21 protein-coding genes and 1 riboswitch are annotated in these 26,816 nt (G+C 70.6%); of the genes, 10 read left to right on the top strand and 11 right to left on the bottom strand.

Annotated features, from left to right (window positions below; genetic code table 11):
* Position 1 precedes the first annotated feature (1 nt).
* On the top strand, positions 2-3,019 hold the full coding sequence (locus tag OG447_RS06900; RefSeq protein WP_266935546.1) for a tetratricopeptide repeat protein: 3,018 nt from the start codon (positions 2-4) through the stop codon (positions 3,017-3,019).
* A gap of 75 nt (positions 3,020-3,094) precedes the next feature.
* Here the strand turns inward: OG447_RS06900 and OG447_RS06905 are convergent, their stop codons facing one another.
* Positions 3,095-3,997, bottom strand: a complete 903-nt coding sequence (locus OG447_RS06905; protein WP_266935548.1) for an LLM class flavin-dependent oxidoreductase — start codon at positions 3,995-3,997, stop codon at positions 3,095-3,097.
* Positions 3,998-4,159: 162 nt separating this feature from the next.
* On the opposite strand from OG447_RS06905, the gene OG447_RS06910 reads away from it, so the two are divergent.
* Positions 4,160-5,077, top strand: coding sequence for a Cof-type HAD-IIB family hydrolase (locus OG447_RS06910; protein ID WP_266935549.1), 918 nt, complete (start codon positions 4,160-4,162; stop codon positions 5,075-5,077).
* Positions 5,078-5,092: 15 nt separating this feature from the next.
* Here OG447_RS06910 and OG447_RS06915 read toward each other — a convergent pair whose 3' ends face one another.
* The 4 genes from OG447_RS06915 to OG447_RS06930 form a co-directional block, all read right to left on the bottom strand.
* Positions 5,093-6,829 (bottom strand): GAF domain-containing sensor histidine kinase, encoded by a 1,737-nt coding sequence (locus OG447_RS06915; protein WP_266935551.1) that lies wholly within the window; start codon positions 6,827-6,829, stop codon positions 5,093-5,095.
* A 14-nt stretch (positions 6,830-6,843) separates the two neighbouring features.
* Positions 6,844-10,428 carry a thiol reductant ABC exporter subunit CydD gene (cydD, locus tag OG447_RS06920; protein ID WP_266935553.1) on the bottom strand — a complete coding sequence of 1,195 codons (3,585 nt, stop codon included), beginning with the start codon at positions 10,426-10,428 and terminating at the stop codon, positions 6,844-6,846.
* Positions 10,429-10,521: 93 nt separating this feature from the next.
* Positions 10,522-11,523, bottom strand: coding sequence for a cytochrome d ubiquinol oxidase subunit II (cydB, locus tag OG447_RS06925; RefSeq protein ID WP_266935555.1), 1,002 nt, complete (start codon positions 11,521-11,523; stop codon positions 10,522-10,524).
* Positions 11,524-11,541: 18 nt separating this feature from the next.
* Positions 11,542-13,047, bottom strand: coding sequence for a cytochrome ubiquinol oxidase subunit I (locus OG447_RS06930; protein WP_266935557.1), 1,506 nt, complete (start codon positions 13,045-13,047; stop codon positions 11,542-11,544).
* Between the two features lie 187 nt (positions 13,048-13,234).
* On the opposite strand from OG447_RS06930, the gene OG447_RS06935 reads away from it, so the two are divergent.
* Entirely contained in the window at positions 13,235-13,603 is a 369-nt protein-coding gene (locus OG447_RS06935; RefSeq protein ID WP_266935559.1) for a cyclophilin-like fold protein, read from the top strand.
* Positions 13,604-13,627: 24 nt separating this feature from the next.
* On the opposite strand, the gene hisC is transcribed toward OG447_RS06935, so the two are convergent.
* Positions 13,628-14,707: a histidinol-phosphate transaminase gene (gene hisC / locus OG447_RS06940; RefSeq protein WP_266935560.1), complete on the bottom strand. Its 1,080-nt coding sequence runs from the start codon at positions 14,705-14,707 to the stop codon at positions 13,628-13,630.
* Between the two features lie 361 nt (positions 14,708-15,068).
* On the opposite strand from hisC, the gene OG447_RS06945 reads away from it, so the two are divergent.
* The 3 genes from OG447_RS06945 (at position 15,069) to OG447_RS06955 (ending at position 18,652) form a co-directional block, all read left to right on the top strand.
* Positions 15,069-16,184, top strand: a complete 1,116-nt coding sequence (locus OG447_RS06945) for a LacI family DNA-binding transcriptional regulator (RefSeq protein ID WP_266935562.1) — start codon at positions 15,069-15,071, stop codon at positions 16,182-16,184.
* A gap of 216 nt (positions 16,185-16,400) precedes the next feature.
* On the top strand, positions 16,401-17,672 hold the full coding sequence (locus OG447_RS06950) for a metallophosphoesterase (RefSeq protein ID WP_266938785.1): 1,272 nt from the start codon (positions 16,401-16,403) through the stop codon (positions 17,670-17,672).
* 158 nt (positions 17,673-17,830) lie between these two features.
* A complete protein-coding gene (locus OG447_RS06955) occupies positions 17,831-18,652 on the top strand; it encodes a hypothetical protein (RefSeq protein WP_266935564.1) in 822 nt (273 codons plus the stop codon).
* Between the two features lie 198 nt (positions 18,653-18,850).
* Here OG447_RS06955 and thiC read toward each other — a convergent pair whose 3' ends face one another.
* The gene (gene thiC, locus OG447_RS06960; protein WP_266935566.1) at positions 18,851-20,638 is read right to left on the bottom strand and encodes a phosphomethylpyrimidine synthase ThiC; all 1,788 of its coding nucleotides are present in this window, start codon (positions 20,636-20,638) and stop codon (positions 18,851-18,853) included.
* Positions 20,633-20,777, bottom strand: a riboswitch (TPP riboswitch). Its footprint overlaps the gene before it by 6 nt.
* Before the next feature lie 39 nt (positions 20,778-20,816).
* Here thiC and OG447_RS06965 point away from each other — a divergent pair.
* Positions 20,817-22,223: a YibE/F family protein gene (locus OG447_RS06965; RefSeq protein ID WP_266935568.1), complete on the top strand. Its 1,407-nt coding sequence runs from the start codon at positions 20,817-20,819 to the stop codon at positions 22,221-22,223.
* Between the two features lie 34 nt (positions 22,224-22,257).
* Here the strand turns inward: OG447_RS06965 and OG447_RS06970 are convergent, their stop codons facing one another.
* The 4 genes from OG447_RS06970 to OG447_RS06985 form a co-directional block, all read right to left on the bottom strand.
* Entirely contained in the window at positions 22,258-22,707 is a 450-nt protein-coding gene (locus tag OG447_RS06970) for an SsgA family sporulation/cell division regulator (RefSeq protein WP_266935570.1), read from the bottom strand.
* A gap of 96 nt (positions 22,708-22,803) precedes the next feature.
* Entirely contained in the window at positions 22,804-23,541 is a 738-nt protein-coding gene (locus OG447_RS06975) for an IclR family transcriptional regulator (RefSeq protein ID WP_266938786.1), read from the bottom strand.
* A 295-nt stretch (positions 23,542-23,836) separates the two neighbouring features.
* On the bottom strand, positions 23,837-24,064 hold the full coding sequence (locus OG447_RS06980) for a DUF5326 family protein (RefSeq protein ID WP_266935572.1): 228 nt from the start codon (positions 24,062-24,064) through the stop codon (positions 23,837-23,839).
* A 143-nt stretch (positions 24,065-24,207) separates the two neighbouring features.
* Positions 24,208-24,525 (bottom strand): cupin domain-containing protein, encoded by a 318-nt coding sequence (locus OG447_RS06985; protein ID WP_266935573.1) that lies wholly within the window; start codon positions 24,523-24,525, stop codon positions 24,208-24,210.
* 89 nt (positions 24,526-24,614) lie between these two features.
* On the opposite strand from OG447_RS06985, the gene OG447_RS06990 reads away from it, so the two are divergent.
* From OG447_RS06990 to OG447_RS07000, 3 genes are read left to right on the top strand one after another with little or no spacing between them, the layout of a single operon-like run.
* A complete protein-coding gene (locus OG447_RS06990; RefSeq protein ID WP_266935574.1) occupies positions 24,615-24,995 on the top strand; it encodes a phage holin family protein in 381 nt (126 codons plus the stop codon).
* A gap of 11 nt (positions 24,996-25,006) precedes the next feature.
* A complete protein-coding gene (locus tag OG447_RS06995) occupies positions 25,007-25,498 on the top strand; it encodes a low molecular weight protein-tyrosine-phosphatase (RefSeq protein WP_266935575.1) in 492 nt (163 codons plus the stop codon).
* Positions 25,495-26,670 (top strand): cystathionine gamma-lyase, encoded by a 1,176-nt coding sequence (locus OG447_RS07000; protein WP_266935577.1) that lies wholly within the window; start codon positions 25,495-25,497, stop codon positions 26,668-26,670. Before OG447_RS06995 ends, OG447_RS07000 begins: the two co-directional genes overlap by 4 nt.
* Positions 26,671-26,816 lie beyond the last annotated feature (146 nt).

The raw sequence follows: 26,816 nt of genomic DNA on the forward strand, positions 1-26,816 counted from the left end.
GATGACCGCCGAGGAAATCCGCCAGGCGCTCCATACGAACCGGTCCCTCCCCAACGGACCCGCGCGCAGTGCCCAGGCGGAGACCCTGGCCAACGCCGCCGAAGCCTGCGGCGACAGCCGCCTGTTCCGCCAGGCGCTGGTCAACCAGATCGACGCCTACGAGTACAGCTCCGAGCGGACCCGCATGGTGGTCCCGTTCGCCCGGCTGCTCCAGGAGTACGACCGCGACCCGGGCGGCTTCGACGGCGGCGAGGCCCACTCGTTGTTCTGGCGGTTCAAATGGGTCTCCGGCCAGCTCGTCAGCTCCCCCGAGATCCCCCTGTCCTCGGTCACCGGCTGGCTGGAGGACATGGAACGGCGCTACCGGCTCGCCGGATACAGCGAGCGCGCGGTGCGCCAGTCAGAGTTCTACCTCGCCGAAGCCACCGGAGACGACGAGCGGGCGGAGCGGGCCGTCAGCCGCTGGCAGTCCGCCGACCGCGACACGATGAGCGACTGCCACGCCTGCGAGACCAACTCCCAGGGCTGGTTCTGGGCGGGCCGCGGCGATGACGCGAAGGCCGTCGACATCTGGGAGCCCGTGCTGGCCGGCAAGCAGTGCTGCCGGGAGGAGCCCCACCGGGTGCTAGCCCGCTCCCTGCTCCCCCTGGTCCGGCTCGGCCGCGGCGCCGAGGCCCGCGCCCACCACCTGCGTGGCTACCGCATGGCGCGCGGCAACGAGAGCCTGCTGCGCTCCATCGGCGAGCACATCGAGTTCTGCGCGCTGACCGGCAACGAGGCCCGCGGCCTGGAGATCCTCTCCGAGCACGCCGCCCGCCTGGGGCCGCTCGTGGACGTCGAGGCGCAGCTGCAGTTCTACGGCGGCGTCCTCGTGCTGCTGCGCCGCCTCGGCGAACTCGGGCACGGGGCGGACCCGTCCGTCTCCTACGGGGGCACCGCGCGCACCGTGGACGAGCTGCACGGGATCCTGCTCGAGGACGCCCTGGCGATCGCCCGGCGCTTCGACGAACGCAACGGCAACACCCGGGTCTCTGACCGGCTCGTCGAACGCATCGGGCGGACTCCGCTGCTCGACGCGCTCCCGCTGGGTGTGCGCAGCACGGCGCTGGCGCGGACGGCGTCCGCCCCCGTACGGAAGGCCCCCGCTCCGGGCCCGGCCGAGGGCTTCGCGGAACTGGTGGAGCGGGCCCGGACAGCACGGGACCTCGGGCACCCCGGCACGGACGCGCTGTGGGCCGAGGTCGCCCTGCGCCCCGAGGCCGGGGCGGACCCGGTGGTCGCCGCCGATGTGGCGGACCACCGGGCATTGGCAGCCGCGCGGGCCGGGTCCGGCGAGGCCGCGCGGTTGCTGGCGGGCGTACGCGACAGCTACCGGGAAGCGGGGCGGGCCGAGCGCGCCGCCCTGGCCGAGCTGCGGCTGGCGACCGTGGCCGCGCAGTCCGGGACCGAGACGGGGGAACTGCGGAAGCTGCTGGCCGTGGCCCTGCGCGCCGCCGAGGCGCTGGACGCGGACGAGCCGCTGCGGACCCGGCGGATCGCGTACGCGGAACTGACCGCGATCCGGGTGGAGTCGCACCTGCGCTCGCTCGACGCGGCACAGGACCACGACGGCCACGACCACGGGCCCTCCCACGGGCACGGGCACGACCACTCACACGGTCCGCGGCACGCGCACGGCGAACTGACCGCCGAGCTCGGCGCCTTCGTCGACGCCTACGCGCCGGCCCTGCCCGACGTGGCGGCGGAGGCCGAGGAGATGCTGGGCCGCCTCGCCCTGGCGCAGGGCGACCCGGAGCGTGCCGTGGCACTGCTCGCCGTGTCCGCCGAGCGGTCGGTCGCGGCGGGCCGGCCGTGGCTCGCCGTGGACCCGCTGGTGCTGCGGGCAGGTGTGCTGATGTCCCTGGACCGCCCCGCGGAAGCGGAGGAGGCGGCCCGGGCGGGGCTGGCGCACGCCGCCGAGGTGACCGACGCCGAGGCGCAGGGCGTCGCACGGTTCACCCTGGCCGACATCCTGCTGCGGCGGAACGCGGAGGCCGCGGAGGCCGCCGGGCACGCACTGGAGGCGGCGCACTGGTTCGACCTGGCCGGGCTCACCGCCGACGGCGGTGCCCAGGCCCGGCTGCTGCTCGCCCGGTGCCACGCCCGTGACGGCCGCACCGCCGAGGCGGCCGAGGTGCTGCAGTCGACGCTGCCGGACCTGCTGGAGCACGGCGAGGGCCAGGCCGTCTCCGCACGGGAGTTCCTGGGCGACCTGCTGCGCGAGCTGAGGGACGCCCGGGGCGCGGCGGAGCAGTACCTGCTGGCGGCGGAGCTGGCCGAGGACTGGGAGGACCCGCGTCCGCAGGCGGGCTTCGCCCAGGCGGCCGCCGATCAGCTCTCCGAGGCGAGGCTGGTACCGGAGGCGGTCGCGGCGTACGAGCGGGCCCTCGCACTGCGTCGGCGGTCGAAGGACGCGCCGGTCTCCGAGGTGCGGATCCTGCGCTCGCTGGCCTGGCTGGGGCTGCGCGACCAGGTCGACAACGCGGCGGTGTCGGGGGCGCGGGCCCGGATGGTCGAGGCGACCGAGGTACTGGCCGCCGCTCTGGCCGAGGTCCCCGACGACCCCGAGGCGCGGGCCGAACTCGCAGAGACCTGGAACCAGCTGGCACAGGTCCTCGACCGGCGGGTCTGCGCGTACGAGGACCAGTACGGGGAGGAAACGGAGGAAGACCGGGACTCCGCAACCGCCGAACCGCTGAGCGCGGCGGAGCTTGAGGCGCTGCGGCTGGAGGAGGTCCTGCTCTGGGACCGGGCCGCCGCGCTGCACGCGGAACTCGGCCCGGACCAGTTGGAGGCCCGGTACCAGTGCGTGAGCAACGCCGCCTGGACCGAGCAGGAGCTGGGCCGGCCCGAAGCCGGCGCCGCCCGGGTCTCGGCGCTGGCGGACGAGGTCCGGGCACTGCCCGAGGGCGCCGCACCGGAATGGCTGCTGCAGAGCGCCGAACGCACCGCGCAACAGCTGTTGCGCGCCGCGTCCTGACGCCGTCCGCTGCCGCCGCCGCTCCCTGGAGAGGGGCGGCGGCAGTTGCGGCGGAAGAGACTGCGGCGGGCCCGCTCAGCGCAGCTGGGACAGGGCCTCGGAGGCGATCTGCTCGAAGACCCCCTGGTCTGCGGCGAAATCCGAGTCGGGGACCGGCCAGTGGATCACGATCTCGGTGAAGCCGAGCTCCTGGTGGCGGCCGGCGAAGTCGACGAAGGCGTCCACGGACTCCAGCGGGCGCCCCCGGTCCGGGGTGAATCCCGTGAGCAGGATCTTGTCGAGCTCGGCCACATCCCGGCCGGTCTCCGCACACGCTTTGCCGAGCTTGTCGACCTGGCCGCGGATGGCCTCCACCGACTGCTCCGGGGTGCCCTCCTCGAAGATCTTCGGGTCGCCGGTCGTCACCCACGCCTGCCCGTGGCGCGCGGCGAGCTTCAGGCCGCGCGGGCCGGTCGCGGCGACGGCGAAGGGCAGCCGGGGCCGCTGGACACAACCGGGGATGTTGCGCGCCTCCACCGCCGAGTAGAAGTCGCCGGACTGGCTCACCGCGCCCTCGGTCAGCAGCCGGTCCAGCAGCGGCACGAACTCGGCGAAGCGGTCCGCGCGCTCGCGCGGGGTCCAGGGCTCCTGGCCCAGCGCGGTGGCGTCGAAGCCGTTGCCGCCCGCCCCGATGCCGAGGGTGATGCGCCCGCCGGAGATGTCGTCCAGGCTGATGAGCTCCTTGGCGAGGGTCACCGGGTGCCGGAAGTTCGGGGAGGTGACCAGCGTGCCCAGGCGAATCCGCCCGGTGACGGCCGCTGCCGCTGTCAGGGTCGGTACCGCCCCGAACCACGGGCCGTCACGGAAGGTCCGCCAGGACAGATGGTCGTAGGTGTAGGCGGCGTGGAAGCCGAGCTCCTCGGCCCGCACCCACTGGTCGCTGCCTCCCTTGTGCCACGGGCGTACAGGGAGGATGACCGTGCTCAGGCGCAATTTCATGCCTTCGAGCCTACGGCGCCCCAGGCGCCGATCGTGTTTCACGTGAAACATCGCCGTCGGCGCCGGCGTCTGCGCGCCGATGTTTCACGTGAAACACGGGCCACTCGGCCGGGTCTTTCCGATCATGGTCCTGTGGTGCGGGCCCATGGGCGAAGATGGAGCGTGACCTCGGCTCCCCAGCGCCCGGACGGGCCAACCCCCGCACCCCGGCTCATTGCCACCGACCTCGACGGCACCCTGCTGCGCGACGACAAGTCCGTCTCGCTCCGCACCGTCGCCGCGCTCGCCGCCGCCGAAGAGGCCGGGATCGAGGTCTTCTTCGTCACCGGGCGCCCGGCCCGCTGGATGGACGTGGTCAGCGACCACGTCCACGGCCACGGCCTGGCGATCTGCGCCAATGGCGCCGCGGTGGTCGACCTCCATGCCGGACGTGAGTTCGTGCAGGTCAGAGCGCTTCCCCGGGCAGCTGCTCTGGCCGTCGTGGATGCTCTGCGCGCCGCCGCCCCCGGCACCTCCTTCGCCGTCGAGCTGACCACCGGGATCAACTACGAGCCCGAGTACCCGCCGTTCTTCAAGGACGCCGGAGCGAACATCGCCACCGCCGAGAAGTTGCTGCACGAGGACCCGGACGGCAGCGCCGCACCCGTGCTCAAGCTGCTCGCGCACCACGCCGAGCTCGCCCCCGACGAGTTCCTGACGCTGGCCCGCTCCGCCGCCGGCCAGTACGCCTCGATCACGCGCTCCAGCCCGACCTCCCTGCTGGAGATCAGCGGACAGGGCGTCTCCAAGGCGAGCACCCTGGCGCTGTGCTGCGCGGAGCGGGGGATCTCCCCTGCCGAAGTGGTCGCCTTCGGGGACATGCCCAACGACGTGGAGATGCTCAGCTGGGCGGGCACCTCGTACGCCATGGGCAACGCCCACCCGGATGTGATCGCCGCCGCCTCCGGCCGTACGACGGCCAACAACGAGGACGGTGTCGCCGTGGTCATCGAGCACATCCTGGCGGAACGCGTCGCGCACCGCCAGGAACGGCCGCAGGACCAGAAGCAGGCACAGAAGCAGGAGCAGCAGCAGGCCTGACAGGGCGCCCACGGCTCAGAGCGGGGCCTCCCACACCAGGGTGGTGCCGCCGCCGTCCTCGCCGAGGCCCGGGCCGTACGAGCTCGCGCCTCCCAGGGACTCGGCCCGGCGCCGCAGGTTCCGCAGCCCGCTGCGCCGTCCGCCCTGGGCGATGCCCACCCCGTCGTCGGCGACCTCCAGCCGCACGCCGGGGCGCCCGTCGGCCAGCGTGATGGTGGAGTCCACCACCACCTCGATCCGCGAGGCGTCCGCGTGCCGGAAGGCATTCGACAGGGCCTCGCGGAGCGCCGCGATCAGGTTCTTGCCGACCAGCTCGCCCACGGCCGCGTCGATCGGGCCGAGGAAGCGGTGTGCGGGCTTGAAGCCCAGCGGTACAGCGGCCATGTTGATCTCCCGCAGTACCCGGGTGCGCAGCCCCGACGGGGCCTCCGCCGGGCCCTGCTGGAGGGCGAAGATCGCGGTGCGGATCTCCTGGATCGTCACGTCCAGCTCGTCCACGGCCTTGCCGACCCCGTCGCGGACCTCGGGGACGATGGACCGGCGCTGGGCCCCCTCCAGCATCATCCCGGTGGCGAACAGCCGCTGGATGACCAGGTCATGGAGATCGCGGGCGATCCGGTCGCGGTCCTCGAACACGGCGAGCCGCTCCCGGTCGCGCTGGGCCTCGGCCATCATCAGGGCGAGCGCCGCCTGGGAGGCGAACTGCGTGGCCAGGGTCCGCTCGGCCTCGCTGAAGGGACGGGTGCCTCGGGCCCTGGGGGTGACCAGGGCGCCCAGCACCCGCCCGCCGCTGTGCAGCGGCAGCATCATGCAGGGCCCGAACTGGCTGGTGAGCTTGCTGATCATGCGGGGGTCGGACGCGGCGTCGTCGACGAAGACCGGCTCGCCGTGCAGCAGTCTGTCCACCACCGGGCTCTCGGCCGGGATCACCACACCCAGCGAGGTGGCCGGGTTCTCGGCGGAGACGGCGACGATCTCCATCCCGCCGTCCAGGGCCGGCAGCATCACGATTCCCGCGGAGGAGTCCGCCAGGCGGCGGGCCTGCTCGGCGACGACCACGAGGGCATCGTCCGCGTCCCCGCCGGACAGCAGGGCGGTGGTGACGGCCACCGAGCCGTCGATCCAGCGTTCGCGCTGGGTGGCGGCCTCGTAGAGCCGGGCGTTGCCGATGGCGATGCCCGCCTCGGTCGCCAGCACCCGGACCATGTGGACGTCGTAGTCGCTGAACTCGCCGCCACCGTTCTTCTCGGCGAGGTAGAGGTTTCCGAAGATCTCCCCCTGCACCCTGATCGGAACGCCGAGGAAGGTCCTCATCGGCGGGTGGCGCTCCGGGAATCCGGCCGAGCGCGGGTCCTTGGTCAGATCGGCGAGGCGCACCGTGTCCGGATGCGAGATCAGCGCGCCCAGCAGCCCCCGCTTCCCGTCCGGGCGGTGGCCGATCTTCCGGGCGAGCTCGGAGCTGATCCCGTAGGTGACGAAGTCCGAAAGCCCGCGGCCCTCGGTGTCCACGACACCGATCGCCGCGTAGCGGGCGTCCGCCAGCTCGGCCGCGGTCTCGCAGATGCGGTCCAGTGTGGAGTGCAGTTCCAGTCCGGTCCCGACCGACCTCATGGCTTCCAGCAGTTGCGGCACCCGGGCCGTGAGCTCGGTGGACAGGCCCTGGAGACTCCTGGTGGCCTGGGTCGCGGCCTCCAGGGGGTCCGGCGTTCCCGGTGATGGATCCGACGGTTGCGGGGACTCCTGCACTGACATGACCTTGAGACTAGTTAGTCCCGATTGGTGGGGAAAGTTGCAGCGCGAGCAAAGTCGGCCCGGTGAAACTCGGCCACGCTCCCGTCAGCCGCCCTCTCCCGTTCCAGCAGCCGCCGCAGCGGCCCCTCCGCTGCCGCCAGCTCCGCGTACCCGCCACGTTGCACGACCGCCCCGCGGTCCAGTACGAGGACCTCGTCGACCGCCTCCAGACCCGCCAGCCGGTGCGTGATCAGCACGGTGGTACGCCCCACGGTGGCGGCCAGCAGATCCGCCGTCAGGGCGTCGGCCATGGCCAGGTCCAGGTGCTCGGCCGGCTCGTCCAGGACCAGTACGGGGAAGTCGGCGAGCAGGGCCCGGGCCAGGGCCAGGCGCTGGCGCTGGCCGCCGGATATCCGCTCACCGTGCTCGCCGACCAAGGTGTCCAGCCCGTCCGGCAGCCCGTCGGCCCACTCCAGCAGCCGGGCCGCGGCCAGCGCCTCCCGCAGCTCCTCCTCGCTCGCCCCGGTCCGGGCCAGCCGCAGGTTCTCCCGCACCGAGCTGTCGAAGAGGTGCGCGTCCTGGGCGCAGAGGCCGACGACGGTCCGTACGTCGTCGCCGTCGAGCAGCCGCGCATCCGTCCCGCCCAGGGTGTACAAGCCTTCGCGCGGGTCCAGGAAGCGCAGCAGGACCTGGGCCAGCGTGGTCTTGCCCGAGCCCGAGGGACCGACGACGGCGATGCGGCGGCCGGCTTCCAGGGTGAGGTCCAGCCCGTGCAGCGCGTCCCGCTCCTGCCCGGGGTGCCGGGCGGCGAGCCCCGTCAGCCGCAGCGGGAAGGCCTCGGCGGGGATCCGGTGCGCCTGTTCGGGCTCGGCGACCGGGACCGGCGCGTCGATGACCTCGTAGACCCGCTCGGCGCTACGCCGCACCCGCTGGCGGTACTGGACGGCGAGCGGAAGCCCGTTGACCGCCTCGAAGGCTGCCAGGGGAGTCAGTACGGCGACGGCCATGGCCACCCCGGACAGCCGCCCCTCGTGAACCGCGCTCGCGGCAACAGCCGCGGCGGCCACGACGGTGAGCCCGCAGACCAGCGCGGACAGTCCGCTGCCCAGCCCGGTGGCGGCCGCCCCCCGCGCGGCGATGCCCGTCAGCACGCCGTCGCTCTGCCGCGCGCGGTTCTTCCTGTCCTCCAAGGCGCCGGCGACGGTCAGTTCCGCGGTACCCGTGAGCAGATCGGCCACCCGGGTCGCGAGCTCGCCCCGTGCGGGCGCGAGCCTGCGCTCCGCGCGGCGGGCGCACGCCCCGCTGACCAACGGCACTCCGATGCCTGCGGCCAGCAGACCGCCTGCGAGGACGGCTCCGGCGGCGGGAAGCAGCCAGGTGGTGAAGGCCACGGACCCGGCGCCGACCAACACGGCGGTGCCGAGCGGCAGCAGCCAGCGCAGCCAGTAGTCCTGCAAGGCGTCGGCGTCGGCCACCAGCCGGGCCAGCAGATCCCCGCGGCGGTGCTCGCGCAGCCCGGCGGGCGCGACCCGCTCCAGCCGGCGGTAGACCGACACCCGCAGGTCGGCGAGCATCCGCAGCACGGCGTCGTGCGAGACGAGCCGCTCGGCGTACCGGAAGACCGCCCGGCCCAGTCCGAAGGCGCGGGTGGCGGTGACGGCCACCATCAGGTAGAGCACGGGGGGCTGTTCGGAGGCCCGCGAGATGAGCCACCCGGACACGGCCATCAGCCCGACGCTGCACCCGACGGCCAGCGCCCCGAGCAGCAGTCCGAGCCGGAAGCGCCCTTGCCACGCCTGGGCCACGGCCCGCACCCGGCGCAGCGGATCGGTCCCGCCCGTGTCCGTTCCCCCGTCGGCGCGTGCCTTCTCGGGCGCGGCACCGAGGATCCACTCCCCGGGGTCCCGGGCCGTCACAGAACCGGCCGCGGGAAGGGCAAGGTGAGGACGGTCGGCCTCGGGACCCGGTGCGGTGGAGCCCCCCGCCGTCATGGCCACCACCCGGTCGGCCACGGCGAGCAGGGCCGGCCGGTGCACCACCAGCACCACGGTCCGCCCCACGGCCAGCCGCCGGACCGCGTCCACGATGCCCGCCTCGGTCTCCCCGTCCAGCGCCGCCGTCGGCTCGTCCAGCAGGAGCACCGGCCGGTCGGCCAGGAACGCCCGTGCCAGGGCCAGGCGCTGTCGCTGTCCGGCGGACAGCCCGACGCCGCCCTCGCCCAGCAGGGTCTGCGCCCCACGCGGCAGGGCGGCTACGAACTCCCACGCCCCGGCGTTCCTCAAGGCCGCGTCCAGTTCGGCGTCGGAGGCCGTCGCCCTGGCCAGTCGCACGTTCTCGGCGATCGTCCCGGCGAACAGGTGCGGCCGCTGCGGCACCCATGCGATCCGCTCGTGCCACTGCGCCGGAGCCAGATCGGCCAGGTCCACGCCTCCGACCCGGACCCGCCCCGCACTGGGTGTCACGAAGCCCAGCAGCACCTGGAGCAGGGTGGACTTGCCCACGCCGCTCGGGCCGGTGAGTGCCACGCACTCCCCGGGCTCCACCGTCAGGGAGACGGGCCCGGGGGAGTCCTCGCCCCGCCCTTCGTACCGGACGGCGACCCCGTCGATCTCGATCCGCAACGGGGTGCCGGCCGGCAGCACCTTCTCACCGGCCGGGGCCGCCGCCGGGGTCTCCAGGACCGCGAAGATCTCCTCCGCGGCCGACAGCCCTTCCGCGGCGGCGTGGTACTGCGCCCCTACCTGCCGCAGCGGCAAGTAGGCCTCGGGCGCCAGGATCAGGATGACCAGGCCCGTGTAGAGGTCCAGTTCCCCGTGGACCAGCCGCATGCCGATGGTCACGGCCACCAGCGCCACCGAGAGGGTCGCCAGCAGCTCCAGGGCGAAGGACGAGAGGAAGGCGATGCGCAGGGTCCGCATCGTCGCGCGCCGGTAGTCGTCAGTGATCTTGCGGATGGACTCGGCTTGCGCCTTGGCCCGTCCGAACACCTTCAGCGTCGGAAGGCCGGCCACCACGTCCAGGAAGTGTCCCGACAGCCGGGACAGCAGCCGCCACTGACGGTCCATCCGGGACTGGGTGGCCATTCCGATGAGGACCATGAACAGGGGGATCAGGGGCAGCGTGACCACGATGATGGCCGCCGACACCCAGTCCTCGGTGACGATCCGGGCGAGCACCGCCACCGGTACGACCACCGCGAGCCCCAGCTGGGGCAGGTAGCGGGAGAAGTAGTCGTCGAGGGCGTCCACGCCACGGGTGGCCAGCGCCACCAGGGACCCGGTCCGCTGGCCGGTCAGCCAGCCCGGCCCCAGCTCCGCCGCCCGCTCCAGCAACCGGCCCCGCAGCTCCGACTTGACCGCCGCGCCCGCCCGGTGCGCGGCGAGCTCCGTCAGCCAGGCGATCAGCCCGCGCCCCAGCGCCACGGCCGCGAGCAGCAGCAGTGGCGTCCGGAGCGCTTCGCCGTCCAGGCCCTCCTCGAAGGCGCCGACCACGATCTCGGCGATCAGCATCGCCTGACCGACGACCAGGCCCGCCCCGGCCAGACCCAGGGCCACCACCGCCCCCAGGAAGAGGCGGGTGGAGCGGGCGTACCGAAGCAGACGCGGATCGATCGGTTTCACGTGAAACATCCCCCAGAGACAGGGCAGGGCCGGACCGGCGGGTCAGTCGTCCGAAATCCTCGGTACACCGAGGACCTCAGCGCATCCAGTGCGTCAGTGCACATCGACGATGTGCTGCGTCCCGATCCGCTTGCGGAACACCCAGTACGTCCAGCCCTGGTAGAGCAGGACGAGCGGCGTGGCCACTCCCGCGCACCAGGTCATGATCTTCAGGGTGTACGGGCTGGACGAGGCGTTGGTGACCGTGAGGTTCCAGGCGTCGTCCAGCGAGGACGGCATGACGTTCGGGAAGAGTGTCAGGAAGAGCATCGCGACGGCCGCCGCGATGGTGACCCCGGACAGTGCGAACGACCAGCCCTCACGGCCCGCCAGGTTGAAGCCGAGGGCCGCGAGCAGCGCCACCACGGCGACGGCCATCGCGATCAGGCTCTTGCCGTCGCCGCGCGAGACCTGGGTCCAGATCAGGAAGACGAGTGCCAGGACGGCCGTGACCACACCGAGCCGGGTGGCCAGTGTGCGCGAGCGGTCCCGGATGTCACCGACCGTCTTGAGCGAGGTGAAGACCGCGCCGTGGAAGGTGAACAGGGTGAGGGTGACCAGGCCGCCGAGGATCGAGTAGACGTTGAGCAGATCGAAGAGGCTGCCGACGTACTCCATGTCCTGGTCGATCTTCACGCCGCGCACGATGTTGGCGAAGGCCACGCCCCACAGGAACGCGGGTATCAGCGAGGTCCAGAAGATCGCGTGTTCCCAGTTGGTCTGCCACCTGTCCTCGGGACGCTTGTGCCGGTACTCGAAGGCGACACCGCGGATGATCAGGCAGACCAGGATGAGCAGCAGCGGCAGATAGAAGCCGGAGAAGAGGGTGGCGTACCAGTCGGGGAAGGCGGCGAAGGTCGCGCCGCCGGCCGTGAGCAGCCAGACCTCGTTGCCGTCCCACACGGGCCCGATCGTGTTGATCAGGACCCGCTTCTCCTTGCGGTCGCGGGCGAGCAGCTTGGTCAGTACGCCGACTCCGAAGTCGAAGCCCTCCAGGAAGAAGTAGCCGGTCCACAGGACGGCGATGAGCACGAACCAGACGTCATGGAGTTGCATGGTGTGGTCCCCTCAGCCTCAGTACGAGAAGGCCATCGGCCGGTCAGGGTTCTTGTCGTCCCCGCCGATCTTGGTGGGCGGGTTCAGGTCGGCCTCGGTGAGCTCGGGCGGCCCGGCCTTGACGTACTTCACGAGCAGCTTGACCTCGATCACCGCGAGTACGGCGTAGAGCAGCGTGAAGCCGATCATCGAGGTGAGCACCTCGCCCTGGGAGACGTGGGGCGAGACCGCGTCACGGGTGCGCAGGACTCCGTAGACCACCCACGGCTGGCGGCCCATCTCGGTGAAGATCCAGCCCCAGGAATTGGCGATCAGCGGGAAGAGCATGGTCCACAGCGCGAGGATCCAGTACCACTTGGCGAACTTGGGGCTCAGCGCGCCCTTGAAGAGGACCAGGTGCGGGACTTCGTCGTCCCCGGTGCGCAGTCCCGGCGGCAGCAGGAACTTCCTGCGGGTCAGCCACATCCCCAGCACTCCGACGCCGAGCGAGGCCATGCCGAAGCCGATCATCCACCGGAAGCCCCAGTAGGCAACGGCGATGTTGGGCCGGTAGTCGCCGGGGCCGAACTTCTCCTGCTGAGCCTTGTTGACGTCGTTGATGCCCGGGACGAAAGAGGTGAAGTCGTCGTTGGCCAGGAAGGACAGCAGGCCGGGGATCTCTATCGCGACCTTGTTGTGGCCCTTGTCGACGTCGCCGTAGGCGAAGACCGAGAAGGGCGCCGGCGCCTCGCCGTCCCAGAGCGCCTCGGCGGCGGCCATCTTCATCGGCTGCTGCTTGTACATCACCTTGCCGAGCAGGTCACCGCTGATGGCCGTGCCCAAACCGGCGATGATCATGACGGTCAGGCCGAGTCGCAGCGAGGTCCGCATCACCGGGATGTGCCTCTTGCGCGCCAGGTGGAAGGCGGCGATGCCGACCATGAACGCGCCGCCGACGAGGAAGGCGGCCGTGATGGTGTGGAAGAACTGGGTGAGCGCCGTGTTCTGGGTGAGCACGAGCCAGAAGTCGGTGAGCTCGGCCCGGCCCCGCTCCTCGTTGATGCGGTACCCGACGGGGTGCTGCATCCAGGAGTTGGCCGCGAGGATGAAGTAGGCCGACAGGACGGTCCCGATGGACACCATCCAGATGCAGGCCAGGTGGATCTTCTTGGGCAGCTTGTCCCAGCCGAAGATCCACAGGCCGATGAAGGTCGACTCGAAGAAGAAGGCGATCAGCGCTTCGAAGGCCAGCGGGGCCCCGAAGATGTCACCGACGAACCGCGAGTAGTCGGACCAGTTCATGCCGAACTGGAACTCCTGGACGATGCCGGTGACGACGCCCATCGCGATATTGATCAAGAAAAGCTTTCCCCAGAACTTCGTGGCCCTGAGGTACTTCTCCTTCTCGGTGCGCACCCATGCGGTCTGCAGCCCGGCCGTGAGCGCGGCGAGGGAGATCGTCAGCGGGACGAACAGGAAGTGATAGACGGTGGTAATACCGAACTGCCATCGCGCCAGCGTCTCCGGCGCCAAAGCCAGGTCCACGTCGTCGTCTCCTTCGGTCGCCGTGGTCAGAGCGGCAGTCTGCCTGTCGTGTCCCGCCCAATACGGGAGGAAGTAGGACACGCTTGTGAACGCGTTCACATTCACAAGCATTATGTCCTACCGGCATCCGGCGTAATCAGGCGGGGTCCCACTAGCCAAGAAATTCAACAGATTGTTGAATACGGCCATGCAGATACGAATCTCCTGGCCTGCGGGCCAGCTCACCGCAACCCTCGACGAGACCCCGACCAGCAAGGCGCTGGCCGAGGCCCTTCCGATCTCCGCCTCCGCGAACACCTGGGGTGAGGAGGTCTACTTCGACACCGGCGTCTCCGTGGCGCTGGAGCACGACGCCCGGCAGGTCGTCGAACCCGGCACGGTCGCGTTCTGGACCGAGGGCGACGCGCTCGCGCTCCCCTACGGCCCGACTCCCATCTCGCGCGGAGGCGAGAGCCGCCTGGCGAGCCCGTGCAACGTGCTCGGCTCGTTCGACGGCGACCCCCGCCTGCTGTCGACCGTCCGCGACGGCGACCCGGTCCGCGTGGAACTGGCGTAACGGCCCCCGACGGGGCCGACCGCCCTACAGCTCCTTGAAGAACGCCTCGGCCGTGTGCAGGAAGAGGTCGTTCGCCTCGGTCTCACCGATCGTGACCCGCAGGCCTTCACCCGCGAAGGGCCGGACCACCACACCGGCCTTCTCGCAGGCCGCCGCGAAGTCGGCGGTCCGCTCCCCCAGCCGCATCCACACGAAGTTCGCCTGAGTGTCCGGGACCGTCCAGCCCTGAGCGATCAGCGTCTCGTGGACCCGGTTGCGCTCGCACACCAGCGCCCCGACGCGGCCCATCAGCTCGTCCTCCGCACGCAGCGAAGCGACCGCCGCGTCCTGGGCGAGCTGGCTGACGCCGAAGGGCACCGCCGTCTTGCGCAGCGCCGCGGCCACCGGCTCGTGCGCCACGGCGAACCCGACCCGCAGGCCGGCCAGGCCGTACGCCTTGGAGAACGTGCGCAGCACGGCCACGTTCGGCCGGCTGCGGTACAGCTCGATGCCGTCCGGCACGTCCGCGTCGCGTACGAACTCGCGGTAGGCCTCGTCCAGCACCACCAGGATGTCGGAGGGCACCCGGTCCAGGAACCGCTCCAGCTCGGCACGGCGTACGGCGGTGCCCGTGGGGTTGTTGGGGTTGCAGACGAAGATCAGCCGGGTCCGCTCGGTGATCGCCTCGGCCATCGCGTCCAGGTCGTGCACGTCCCCGTCCGTCAGCGGTACCCGCACGGAGGTCGCACCCGAGATCTGCGTGATGATCGGGTACGCCTCGAAGGAGCGCCAGGCGTACATGACCTCGTCGCCCGGGCCGGCCGTCGACTGGATCAGCGACTGGGCCACACCCACCGAGCCGGTGCCGGTGGCAACGTGCTCGACCGGCACCCCGAACCGCTCCGCGAGCTCGTTCACCAGGCCGGTGCAGGCCATGTCCGGGTACCGGTTGAAGTTCCCGGCCGCCGCGACCGCGGTCTCCAGTACCCCGGGCAGCGGCGGGTACGGGTTCTCGTTCGAGGACAGCTTGTAGGCAACGGCCCCGCCCGCGGCCGCGGGCTTGCCGGGCTTGTATGTCGGAATGCCGTCCAGCTCGGCGCGCAGCTTCGGGCTCTTCTCGCTCACCGCAGGTCCTCCTCGACCGTCCCGTACGACGTCGCCGTCGACTCAATACTGCTCACCTTATGAGGATTCCGCCTTCCCGAGAATGGGGGCGCCTGGAATGCGGGGGAGCGCGCGCATATATGCGCGCGCCGGTGGCCCGCGCCGTGGCGCGCATCCCTCGTGCAGGTGAGTTGAGACCGGCCCGAGACCGCACCGTTTTGGCATGCTCGTACCCGCCGACAAGGGCCAAGATCCCCCTGAGCGATCAAATACCTTCATTTCCAAGGTCATTGGGGGTGGCGAACCATGCAGAAACCTGCCTGTCAACGGGTGCATATGCACCCGGACCACCCACCCCACCGAGCCCTACTATCGGCTCGCCATGACAGCAGCAGGGAAGCATCAGGTGAGCCGGACCGAGACCACCCGGCGGGCCGCCGGCCGACAGGGCCGGGCCGGCATCAGGGACGTCGCCGCCGCGGCAGGCGTCTCCATCACAACCGTCTCCGACGCGCTCAATGGCAAGGGGCGGCTGCCGGACGCCACCCGCCGCCACGTTCGCGAGGTCGCCGACCGGCTGGGCTATCGCCCGTCCGCCGCCGCTCGCACGCTCCGTACCGGCAAGTCGGGCCTCATCGGCCTGACCGTGACGACGTACGGGGATGAACCTTTCACCTTCACCGAATTCGCCTACTTCGCCGAGATGGCCAGGGCCGCCACATCCGCCGCACTGGCCCGTGGCTACGCCCTCGTCATCCTCCCCGCCACCTCCCGACACGACGTGTGGTCCAACGTCGCCCTCGACGGCACCGTCGTCATCGACCCCTCCGACCACGATCCCGTCGTCACCGAACTGGTCCGCCAGGGCCTGCCCGTGGTCTCCGACGGCCGCCCGGCCGGCTCCCTCCCCGTCACCGCCTGGGTGGACAACGACCACGAGGCCGCCGTACTGGGCCTGCTCGACCACCTCGCCGCCGCCGGGGCCCGCAGGATCGGGCTGCTGACCGGCACCACCACCGACACCTACACCCGCCTCTCCACCACCGCCTACCTCAGCTGGTGCGAGCGCGTCGGCCAGGACCCCGTCTACGAGTCCTACCCCGCCCACGACCCGTGCGCGGGCGCCGTCGCAGCCGACCGGCTGCTCGCCCGCCCCGACCGCCCGGACGCCGTCTACGGTCTCTTCGACCCCAACGGCACCGACCTGCTCGCCGCCGCGCGGCGCTACGGCCTGCGCGTCCCCGAGGACCTGCTGCTCGTGTGCTGCAGCGAGTCCACCGTGTACGCCAACACCGAACCGCCCATCACCACCCTCTCCCTCAAGCCCCGCCGCATCGGTACCGCCGTCGTCCAACTGCTGATCGACGCCATCGAGGGAGTGGACACCGGACGTCCCGTCGAACAGGTCGTCCCGACCGAGTTGATCATCCGCACCTCCTCGCAGCGCAGGCAGCCCCGTACGACCGTCAGCCCACCCCGCTCCCCGGCGAAGGACTGACCGCCAGACCGCCCCACCAGCCCGGCTGAAGGTACTACTCAAGATTTCTGCAGCACCGATATCGGGAGAAAACGGCAGGAAGGAACGGCTCCGCAAAGGATTCACCACCCCTGGTGCGTCACAGAGCGCGAACCGCATTCCTATGATGGGCGCACGACATCACGGACCCTCCGCCCAGGAGGTCAGGAGGGTCCGCAGGTGTACGGCAGCGCGACGGTGGTGGAGGGGTCGATGACTCAGGGGGCCGGTCAGGGACCCGCGATGCGGACGGCGACGCTGCGGGACTTCCGGGTTCCGGTCAACGAACCCGCCCCGTACGCCGTATCCACCGGGCTTCCCGGCGAGGCACCCGTGTACGGCGAGTACCCGGCGTACTACGACGAGGGCGCCCTGTCCGTACCCCCGCAGCCCCGCTACGCCCCGGAGGCGAGCGCGCCCCCGGCACCCCCGACGCCCCCGGCACCCCCGACGCCCCCGACGCCCCCGGCTCCGCAGCCCGTCGCGGAACCTGTGCGCTCCATGAGCCAGGACCCCGAGGAGAGCGATCCCGAGGGCTACACGCCGACCCAGCGCGATCTGCCCGTCATCGGCCGCGGCGCACTCGGCGGACCAGGCGACACCGTCCAGGTCCAGTACGTCCCCCAGGAGGCCGAGGCGGCCGGTCCAGGCCCGCTCTACGTCGTCGGCGACGTGCACGGCTACCTCGACGAGCTCGTCACCGAACTCCACGCCCAGGGCCTGATCGACTCCGACCGGCGCTGGTCCGCCGGCAATGCCCGGCTCTGGTTCCTCGGCGACTTCACCGACCGCGGCCCCGACGGGATCGGCGTCATCGACCTCGTCATGCGGCTGTCCGCGGAGGCCGCCGCCGCCGGAGGCTACTGCAAGGCCCTCATGGGCAACCACGAACTGCTGCTCATCGGCGCCAAGCGGTTCGGCGACACTCCCGTCTCCTCCGGTGCCGGTACCGCCACCTTCCAGGCCGCCTGGCTCCTCAACGGCGGCCAGCGCACCGACATGGAGCGCCTCCAGGACGTACACCTTCAGTGGATGTCCCGCCTCGACGCGGCCGTCCTGGAGGAGGGCCACCTGCTGCTGCACTCCGACACGACGGCGTACCTCGACTACGGCGACACCGTCGAGGACGTGAACGACACCATCCACGAGCTGCTCAACCGCAACGACGCCGACATCACCTGGGACCTCTTCCGCAAGTTCACCAAGCGGTTCGCCTTCCGCGACGAGGGCACCGGACCGCAGGCCGTACGCGAACTGCTCGGCACCTACGGCGGCAGCCGCGTGGTCCACGGGCACAGCCCCATCCCCTACCTGCTCGGCGAAGTGGGCACCGAGGACGGCGACGAGGCCCGCGGACCCGAGGCGGTGGACGGTCCTCACGTGTACGCGGAAGGGCTCGCGATCGCCATGGACGGCGGGGTCACGATGGCGGGCAAGCTGCTGGTCGTGCAACTTCCGCTGAACGACTGAGGATTACGCAGCGTTCTCACACGGGGCCAATTCCTGAAAGCCCCTGTCACCCTGTGGCGTGTGCGCTCTACCATCGCTCTATCCGTAGCAGGCTCTCCTCCGTTTGTGCCGGCGCCCGGGTCTACGCGGGCATACCGGCTTCTACGGAGCATCGGGGGATGCACATGACCAGCGCTCCGCACCTGCTGACCGAAGACCGGCCCGAGTTCGATCGGCTCCTCGACGAGGCGCTGCGCACCGCACCCGAACGACCCGAGCTCGCCACCCTCGGGGAACGGCTCAACGCCGAACAGCTGCGCACCATGGCCATGGGGGCCACTGCGCTGCTGACGGCTGCGGCCGCCGCCGAGTACGACCACTACGTGAAGATCCGCGGAGAACGGCGCGACGAACTCCTGTCCACCCCTGGGACGACGGGGCAGGAGGACGGCGGGCAGGACAGTGGCGATGGTGTGGGTGTCAGCGCGGTGGTCGCGGTCCTCGCGCCGGTGCTGGCGGGTACCGCCATGCTGATCTTCCTGCTCGTGGGCTACATCCTGAAGATGGTGGAGCCCGAACCCGCCTTCGCCGACACCATGCTGACGGCTGGCTGGCTCTTCGGCGCGCTCACAGCGGCCGCCCTGCTGTTCGCTGTGATCGGGCTGCTGGTGACGGCCGTGCGCAACAGCTCGACCGAGGTGGCGGCCGACGAGACGGAGGCGATACCCGACGAGGTCTCCCGTGCCCGCGAGGCCTGGAGGCACGCCCTGCTGGAACGGGGCATCATGCCGTTCCTGAGAGACGCCCTGGCCGACCCGAGCGCGGGTCCCGGATATCCGACGCCCCGTACGCCAGGGGCCGGACGCATCCCCAACCTGGGGTACTCCCGGCCCGACTTCACCAGCCCCGGGGCCGCGTCATCCCAGGGTCATCGGCCCGGCTACTCCGCGCCGGACTTCACGAGCCCGGACTTCGGCGGCCCTGATCACGAGCCGGAGTGACGACCGGGTTCCCGGCCGAGCTGGCCTGACGCCGGTCGCAGTCCGCGTGCGTGCGTGTTTTGCCTGGGATGTTTCACGTGAAACACGCCTCGCTGTTTCACGTGAAACATCCCAGGCAGGCAGGAAAGCACTGCACTGCCGGAGCACTGCCCTGGGAACCCCCCTCCAGCTCCCAGGACAGTGCACGTCTGACGACGGTCAGTCGGCCAGCGGCAGGTACACCCGGTTGCCCGCCGCCGCGAACTCGGCGGACTTCTCCGCCATGCCCGCCTGGATCTCGTCGGCCTTCAGGTCACCGCCGTGCTCACGGCGGATGTCCTGCGAGATCTTCATCGAGCAGAACTTCGGCCCGCACATGGAGCAGAAGTGCGCGGTCTTGGCCGGCTCCGCAGGAAGCGTCTCGTCGTGGAACTCACGGGCCGTGACGGGGTCGAGGGCCAGGTTGAACTGGTCTTCCCAGCGGAACTCGAACCGCGCGTCGGACAGCGCGTCGTCCCACTCCTGGGCACCCGGGTGACCCTTGGCCAGGTCGGCGGCGTGCGCGGCGATCTTGTACGTGATGACGCCGGTCTTCACGTCGTCCCGGTTGGGCAGACCCAGGTGCTCCTTGGGCGTGACGTAGCAGAGCATCGCGGTGCCCCACCAGGCGATCATCGCGGCGCCGATGCCCGAGGTGATGTGGTCGTACGCGGGCGCGACGTCCGTGGTCAGCGGGCCGAGCGTGTAGAACGGCGCCTCTTCGCAGATCTCCTGCTGGAGGTCGATGTTCTCCTTGATCTTGTGCATCGGGACGTGGCCCGGGCCCTCGATCATCGTCTGGACGTTGTGCCGCTTGGCGATCGTGTTCAGCTCGCCCAGCGTCTTCAGCTCCGCGAACTGCGCCGCGTCGTTGGCGTCCGCGATGGAGCCGGGACGCAGGCCGTCACCCAGCGAGTACGTGACGTCGTACGTCGCGAGGATGTCGCAGAGCTCCTCGAAGTTCGTGTAGAGGAAGTTCTCCTTGTGGTGCGCCAGGCACCACGCGGCCATGATCGAACCGCCGCGCGAGACGATGCCGGTCTTGCGGCGGGCGGTCAGGGGCACGTAGGGCAGCAGCACGCCGGCGTGAACCGTCATGTAGTCGACGCCCTGCTCGGCCTGCTCGATGACCGTGTCCTTGTAGATCTCCCAGGTCAGGTCCTCGGCACGGCCGTCGACCTTCTCCAGCGCCTGGTAGAGCGGCACGGTACCGATCGGGACGGGGGAGTTGCGCAGCACCCACTCGCGGGTGGTGTGGATGTTGCGGCCCGTCGAGAGGTCCATGACCGTGTCGGCGCCCCACTTGGTCGCCCAGGTCATCTTGTCGACCTCCTCCTCGATGGAGGAGGTGACCGCGGAGTTGCCGATGTTGGCGTTGACCTTCACCAGGAACCGCTTGCCGATGATCATCGGCTCGATCTCCGGGTGGTTCACGTTCGCCGGAAGCACCGCCCGACCTGCGGCGATCTCCTCGCGAACGACCTCGGGGGAGACGTTCTCGCGGATCGCGACGTACTCCATCTCCGGGGTGATCTCGCCCCGGCGGGCGTACGCGAGCTGCGTGACGGCGGCGCCGCCACGGCCCCGGCGGGGCTGCCGGGGGCGGCCCGGGAAGACCGCGTCGAGGTTCTTGAGGCCACCGCGCGGCGAGGTGTGCTTGATGCCGTCGTCCTCGGGGCGCACGGGGCGGCCCGCGTACTCCTCGGTGTCGCCGCGGCTGATGATCCAGTTCTCGCGCAGCGGGGCGAGGCCCCGGCGCACGTCCGTCTCGATCTGCGGGTCGGTGTACGGCCCGGACGTGTCGTAGAGCGTCACGTCCTTGCCGTTGGTGAGGTGGACCTGACGGACCGGCACCCGGAGGTCGGGGCGGGAGCCCGCCAGGTATCCCTTGTGCCAGCCCGGCTGGCGCTCGGTCTGGCCGTCGGCGTCCTGGCTGACGGCAGGCGTGCGTGCGTCCTGAATGGTCATGAGACCTGATCTCCCTACGCCGGCATTACCCGGTAACAGGTTCGGCGGTCGACGCAGCCTCTTCCCGTACGCATTTGTGATCGCGTACGGTGATCAGCGCCCTCTCAGCCCGGTGCTCCGAGCTCCCGCGTTGTGCAAAGGTGCCCCCACGCTAGCGTCATCTGTGGCGTGCTGAACAGTGGGCCCCCTCATCTCTTGCGATGATCTGCCGGTGACGTCCACGCCGCAGCCCCCCACCGAGCCCAATGAGCCCACTGGCCACACAGGCCACGCACACTCAGGTCAAGGACCTGCCTCAGGCCATTCCCACAGCCACAGCCACGGCCCGGCGGCACCCGTCTCGAAGCACCTGCGCAAGGTCATCGCGGCCGTACTGATCCCCTTCGCCACCGCCGTCCTCGTCGGCATGGTAGTGCTCTGGCCAGGCGGCGCCCCCGCTCACGAGCGCAGTGGGGTCGGCTTCGACCGCCAGACGCAGCAGGGCGAGGTCATCTCGCTCGAGCAGGTCGACTGCAAATCCGTGAACGCCGCCCAGGTGCCGCCCACCGGCGACACCTCCACCCCCGAGGGCCGTGAGGCCCAGGCCGCACAGACGGGCGAATGCAAGAAGGCCACCGTCGAGATCGGCTCGGGTCCGGACAAGGGCCACACCTTCGTCGAGATCGTCCAGCCGGGCGCACCACGGCAGTTGGAGGACGGTCAGAAGGTGGTGGTCGCCTACGCTCCGGATGCGCCGCGCGATCTCCAGTACTCCGTGGTCGACGTGAACCGCAAGCTCCCGTTGGCCGTGCTGGCCGCCATCTTCGCCGTCGCCGTCGTCCTCGTCGGCCGGATGCGCGGGCTTTTCGCGCTGATCGCGCTGATCATCAGTTTCGGAGTGCTGACCCTCTTCATCCTCCCGGCCATCCTCCAGGGTTCCAACCCGCTGGTCGTGGCGATCATCGGATCCAGCGCGATCATGCTCATCGCGCTGTACATGTGTCACGGCCTGACCGCCCGGACCTCGGTGGCCGTCCTCGGCACGCTCGTCTCACTGCTGTTGATCGGCCTGCTGGGTTCCGTGTTCATCGACTGGGCCTACCTCAGCGGTAACACCGACGACAACACAGGGCTGATCCACGGTCTCTACCCGGACATCGACATGAGCGGTCTGCTGCTAGCGGGCATCATCATCGGATCGCTGGGCGTACTGGACGACGTGACGGTCACTCAGACCTCGGCGGTCTGGGAACTCCGTCAGGCCGACCCGTCGATGGGGCCGCGCGCCCTGTACCGGGCGGCCATCCGGATCGGCCGGGACCACATCGCGTCGGTGGTCAACACCTTGGTCCTCGCCTACGCGGGTGCCGCCCTACCCCTCCTCCTGCTGTTCTCGATCGCGAACAGCAGCGTGGGTTCGGTGGCCAACAGCGAGCTGGTCGCGGAGGAGATCGTACGGACGCTCGTGGGCTCGATCGGGCTCGTGGCCTCGGTCCCGGTGACCACGGCGCTGGCGGCGCTGGTGGTTTCCGCCGACCGGCCGGGAGCGGCCGCCCCGGCCTCCGGGCCGGGGCGCGGCGGCCGGGGCCGGCGGCGCAAGCGCTGAAAGGGACGGCCCCGGCGCGAGGTACGGGGCTCCCTCAGCCCGCGTTCTGCTCGTTCTGCCGGGACGCGGCGAGGATCTTGCCGAGAGCCTCGTCGAGGTTCTCCTCGAAGTCACCCAGATTGCGCTCCTGACCGAGCGGAACGATCCGGTCGGTGCGGTCGAGGAACGCGACGAGCGGCGCCGCGCTGGCACGGAACAGGGCCCGGTCGCCGCCGACCTGGAGCCGGATGTGGACGTCGGACAGCTCCTCGGGCTGCGTGGGGGCGATGTGTACATCGCCGTCACCGCACGGCTTGTTGATGCCGTCGAGGAGGAGCTCCCGGCCGAACGCCCACGTGACGGGCGCGTCTCCGGGCAGATGGAAGGTCAGGCGGACCGCGTAGGGGTCACGAGCGTCGTACCGGAGTTCCACCGGGATTCGGAACGAGAGCTCCTCGGAAACGAGGAAGCTCATCATGACCTCTGCCTGTACCGACTCGCGCATTGCCTACCCCGCTGTAGTGGAAGTGGCCAGGAATGGTCCCCCAAGCCCTCTTGACAAGAGTGGTGGAAGCGCTAGCAGATCACAAGGAGTGAGTTTTCAGATACTGATAGAGAACGAGAGGGTGCTCAACAGCGCGCCTACTTCACTCCGTAGTCGATCGACCGCATAGCGCAATCGGTCTTCTTGGTGCAAAGGGAGTGAAATTGCCATAGTTGCGGCCGCATCGCCGGCGGTGATCGGGATGGCCGCACAGACCGTACCCAGGGAGTATTCCTGACGCTCCGTAACCGGCTGCATCCGGCCAAGGGAGCTGATCCGCTCTTCCAGGGACCGTAGATCCGCGACGGTGTAAGGGGTGACGGCCTGGACCGGGTGCCGGTCGAAGTGGTCCTTGCGCGCCCCCTCGTCGAGCTGGCCGAGCAGGCACTGGCCGATGGCGTGCGCGTGGCCGGTCTCACGGAAGTCGGCCCACTCCTCGCAGGCCGGGCTGGCCGGGGTGTCCGAGACGCCCACGACCTCGATCTCACCCTCGCGGTAGACCGCGAAGTAGACGGGAGCCCCGACCGCGTCGCGGAAGTGCGCGAGGGAGTCGAGGATCATGCTGCGACGTTTCTGCTGGAGTCCCGCACCGGCAAGACGCCCGGCTGCGTCGCCCAGGAGGAACACGCCGCTCTCCCGGCGCAGATAGCCCTCGTGCGTCAGGGTGCGCAGCAGGTGGTACGCGGTGGGGAGCGGGAGCCCGGCTTCGCGCGCCAGTTGTTTCGCCGGGGCTCCCTCGCTATGGGAACCCACTGCTTCGAGCAGCCTCAGCGCCCGCTGCACCGACCCGATCAGCGTCGGCACACCGGCATTGTGAACCGAAGTCAAACCTCACCCCCAGGCGTGGCAGCAGGCCTCGGGGTGGCCCGCCCTGCGGGGGCCGCCCCCGCGTATGCCGTGGCTCCTGGGGGTCGTGCTCGGCAGCTGCTCTGCACATAACCGCAGGTCAGTGCGGTCTTACCGACGTTCGGTGCCCAGGGGAAACGGCACAGATTGCCACTCTATCGGCCGGTTCCCGGAGTGTGAGCGGTTTCGGGCGTCACGTTCCCTCACCTGGCTCAACGGCAGCACCCTCCGGCGGGAGAGCGTCCTACCACTCGCCGGACGAGGACTTCGAAGTGCGGCCGCTGAACTTCTTGACGACGAAGATCAGACCGCCGACGAGTCCGACGAAGAGGAGCAGCTTGAAGACCAGCCCGATGAGGGCGCCGAGGATGCTGGTGATCACGCCTCCGAAGACGAACAGCGCCAGCAGTGGAACGGCGACCCACTTGACCCACCAGGGCATGCCCGCGAAAACCTGTCGGATGCCGTCCATGTCCTCAACCTCTTCCTCATCAGTGAGTTCCTGCTCTCGATGCTAGGAGCCCGCCGCGTCGCGCGGGCCCCCGCGAGCCCCCGGAGTCCCCTGATCCGACCCCTAGGGGGATCAGGGGCACGACCCTCAGCCGGTGGGTCCCCTCACCCCTCCGGCGGGGAGAACACCACCATCACCCTCAAGTCCTCGGCGATGTGGTGGAACTTGTGCGGAACCCCGGCCGGGACGTAGACCACGCTGCCGCGCGCGACCATCGTGGTCTCTTCCCCGACCGTGATCGAGGCCCGTCCGCTCACGACGAAGTACACCTCGTCCTGGCGGTGCGGCTGCTGCGGGTCGCTCTGCCCCGCGTCGAGCGCGTACAGCCCGACTGACATGTTCCGCTCGCGCACGAACTGCAGATACGCGCCGTCATTGGCGACCCGCTCCGCTTCGAGCTCGTCCAGCCGGAAGGCCTTCATCGTCGTTGTGCCCCTTGTGCTCGGTCGTGGCCCGGCATCCGCTGATCTGCTGATGTCCCACCGGGATCTTCTCTGCCACGATCAGACACATGACGAATTTCGTAGTCAAGACGCTCGCCAATGCCGCAGCCCTGGCAGTCGCCATCTGGCTGCTCTCCGGCATCACCCTCGACGACGGCAGCAGCCTCGGCAGCCGTACGCTCACCCTGATCCTGGTCGCACTGGTCTTCGGCCTGGTCAACTTCATCGTCAAGCCCGTGGTGAAGCTGCTCTCGCTACCGCTGTTCGTTCTCACGCTCGGCCTGTTCACCCTCGTCGTGAACGCCCTGATGCTGCTCCTGACCTCCTGGCTGGCCGATCAGTTCAACCTCAGCTTCCACGTCGACGGCTTCTGGACCGCGGTCGTCGGCGGCCTGATCATCTCCATCGTCTCCTGGGCCGTGAACATGGCCCTGCCCGACAAGAACTGAACGGGCCGCCCATGTACCGCGTGTGCTTCGTCTGCACGGGCAACATATGCCGCTCACCCATGGCCGAGTCCGTCTTCCGCGCCCACGTGGCCGAGGCCGGACTCGACGGCCTGGTCGAGGTGGACAGCGCCGGCACCGGCGGCTGGCACGAGGGGGACGGCGCCGATCCGCGCACCGTCTCCGTCCTGGAGGCCGCCGGGTACGCGCAGGACCACCGGGCCCGGCAGTTCCGGCCCTCCTGGTTCGCCCGCCTCGACCTCGTCATCGCACTCGACTCCGGGCACCTGCGGGACCTGCGGGCGCTGGCACCCACCCCCGAGGACACCGCCAAGGTCCGGCTGCTGCGGTCCTACGACCCGACGGCCGAGCCCGCGGAGGCCGACGTACCGGATCCCTACTACGGGTCCCTCGACGGGTTCGAGGAGTGCCTGGAGCTGGTCGAGGCGGCAAGTCCCGGCCTGCTGGACGCCGTACGCGAAGCAGTGAAGGAGCACACCACGTGAACGAGTTCGACAACGTGGCGACCGGCCCCGGCGCCGGCGCGGCGGCCCCGATCGGTGACGGCACCCGGGCGGTGCGCGCCGGGCTGCCCGAACCCGTCAAGAACGAGCCGCCCCTGCCCGGGCCGGTCTTCGCCGCCCACTTCCACCTTCCCGGCGACGTCGAAGGCCCGTACACCTACGGCCGCGACACCAACCCCACCTGGACCCTGCTGGAGCGGGCCATCGGGGAGTTGGAGGCCCCGGGCCAGGAAGTGCAGACGGTCGTCTTCGCCTCCGGCATGGCCGCGGTCTCCGCGGTCCTCCTCTCCCAGGCACGCACCGGTGACACCGTCGTCCTGCCCGACGATGGCTACCAGGCGCTGCCGCTGGTGCGCGAACAGCTGGAGGCCTACGGAATCCGGGTACGCACCGCCCCCACCGGCGACGACGCCCAGCTCACGGTCCTCGAAGGGGCCCGGCTGCTGTGGATCGAAACGCCCTCCAACCCGGGGCTCGACGTGTGCGACGTACGCCGGCTCGTGGACGCCGCGCACGCGGGCGGGACCCTGGTCGCCGTGGACAACACCCTCGCCACCCCGCTCGGGCAGCGGCCCCTGGAACTCGGCGCGGACTTCTCCGTCGCCAGCGGTACCAAGGGCCTGACGGGCCACGGCGATCTGCTGCTGGGGTACGTCGTCTGCCGCACCCCGGAGCTCGCCGCCCAGGTCCGGCAGTGGCGCAAGGTCGTCGGCGCGATCCCCGGGCCGATGGAGGCCTGGCTCGCCCACCGCTCACTGGCCACCATCCAGCTGCGCGCCCAGCGCCAGTGGGCCAACGCGCTGGCCGTCGCCGAGGCCCTGGCCGACCGCGCGGACGTGACCGGGCTGCGCTACCCCGGCCTGCCGGCGGACCCGTCCCACAAGACGGCCACCCGTCAGATGCGGGGCTTCGGGTCGGTGGTGTCCTTCACCCTGCCCGACCGTGCGCACGCGGAGCGGTTCATGACCGCCCTGCGCCTCGTCGAGGACGCCACGAGTTTCGGTGGCGTACGGTCCACGGCGGAGCGCCGCGGACGCTGGGGCGGGGACGCCGTGGCGGAGGGGTTCATCCGGTTCTCCGCGGGCGCCGAAGACACCGAAGACCTGGTCACGGACGTCCTGCGCGCCCTCGATTCCGCAGGTAGCAGGGGCTGAACGGACCACGCAAGGGCGGTCCGAGCCTCCCCCCTCATGGCTCGGACCGCCCCGGGTTCCGCGCGCGAAGAACCACGGGCACAAGGCTAGTTGACTCTGTGTCAGAGTCCAATCACGGTAGAGACAGGGGCCTATCGGCATATTTA

Origin of the sequence: Streptomyces sp. NBC_01408 (assembly GCF_026340255.1) — a bacterium.
Lineage (GTDB): Bacteria > Actinomycetota > Actinomycetes > Streptomycetales > Streptomycetaceae > Streptomyces.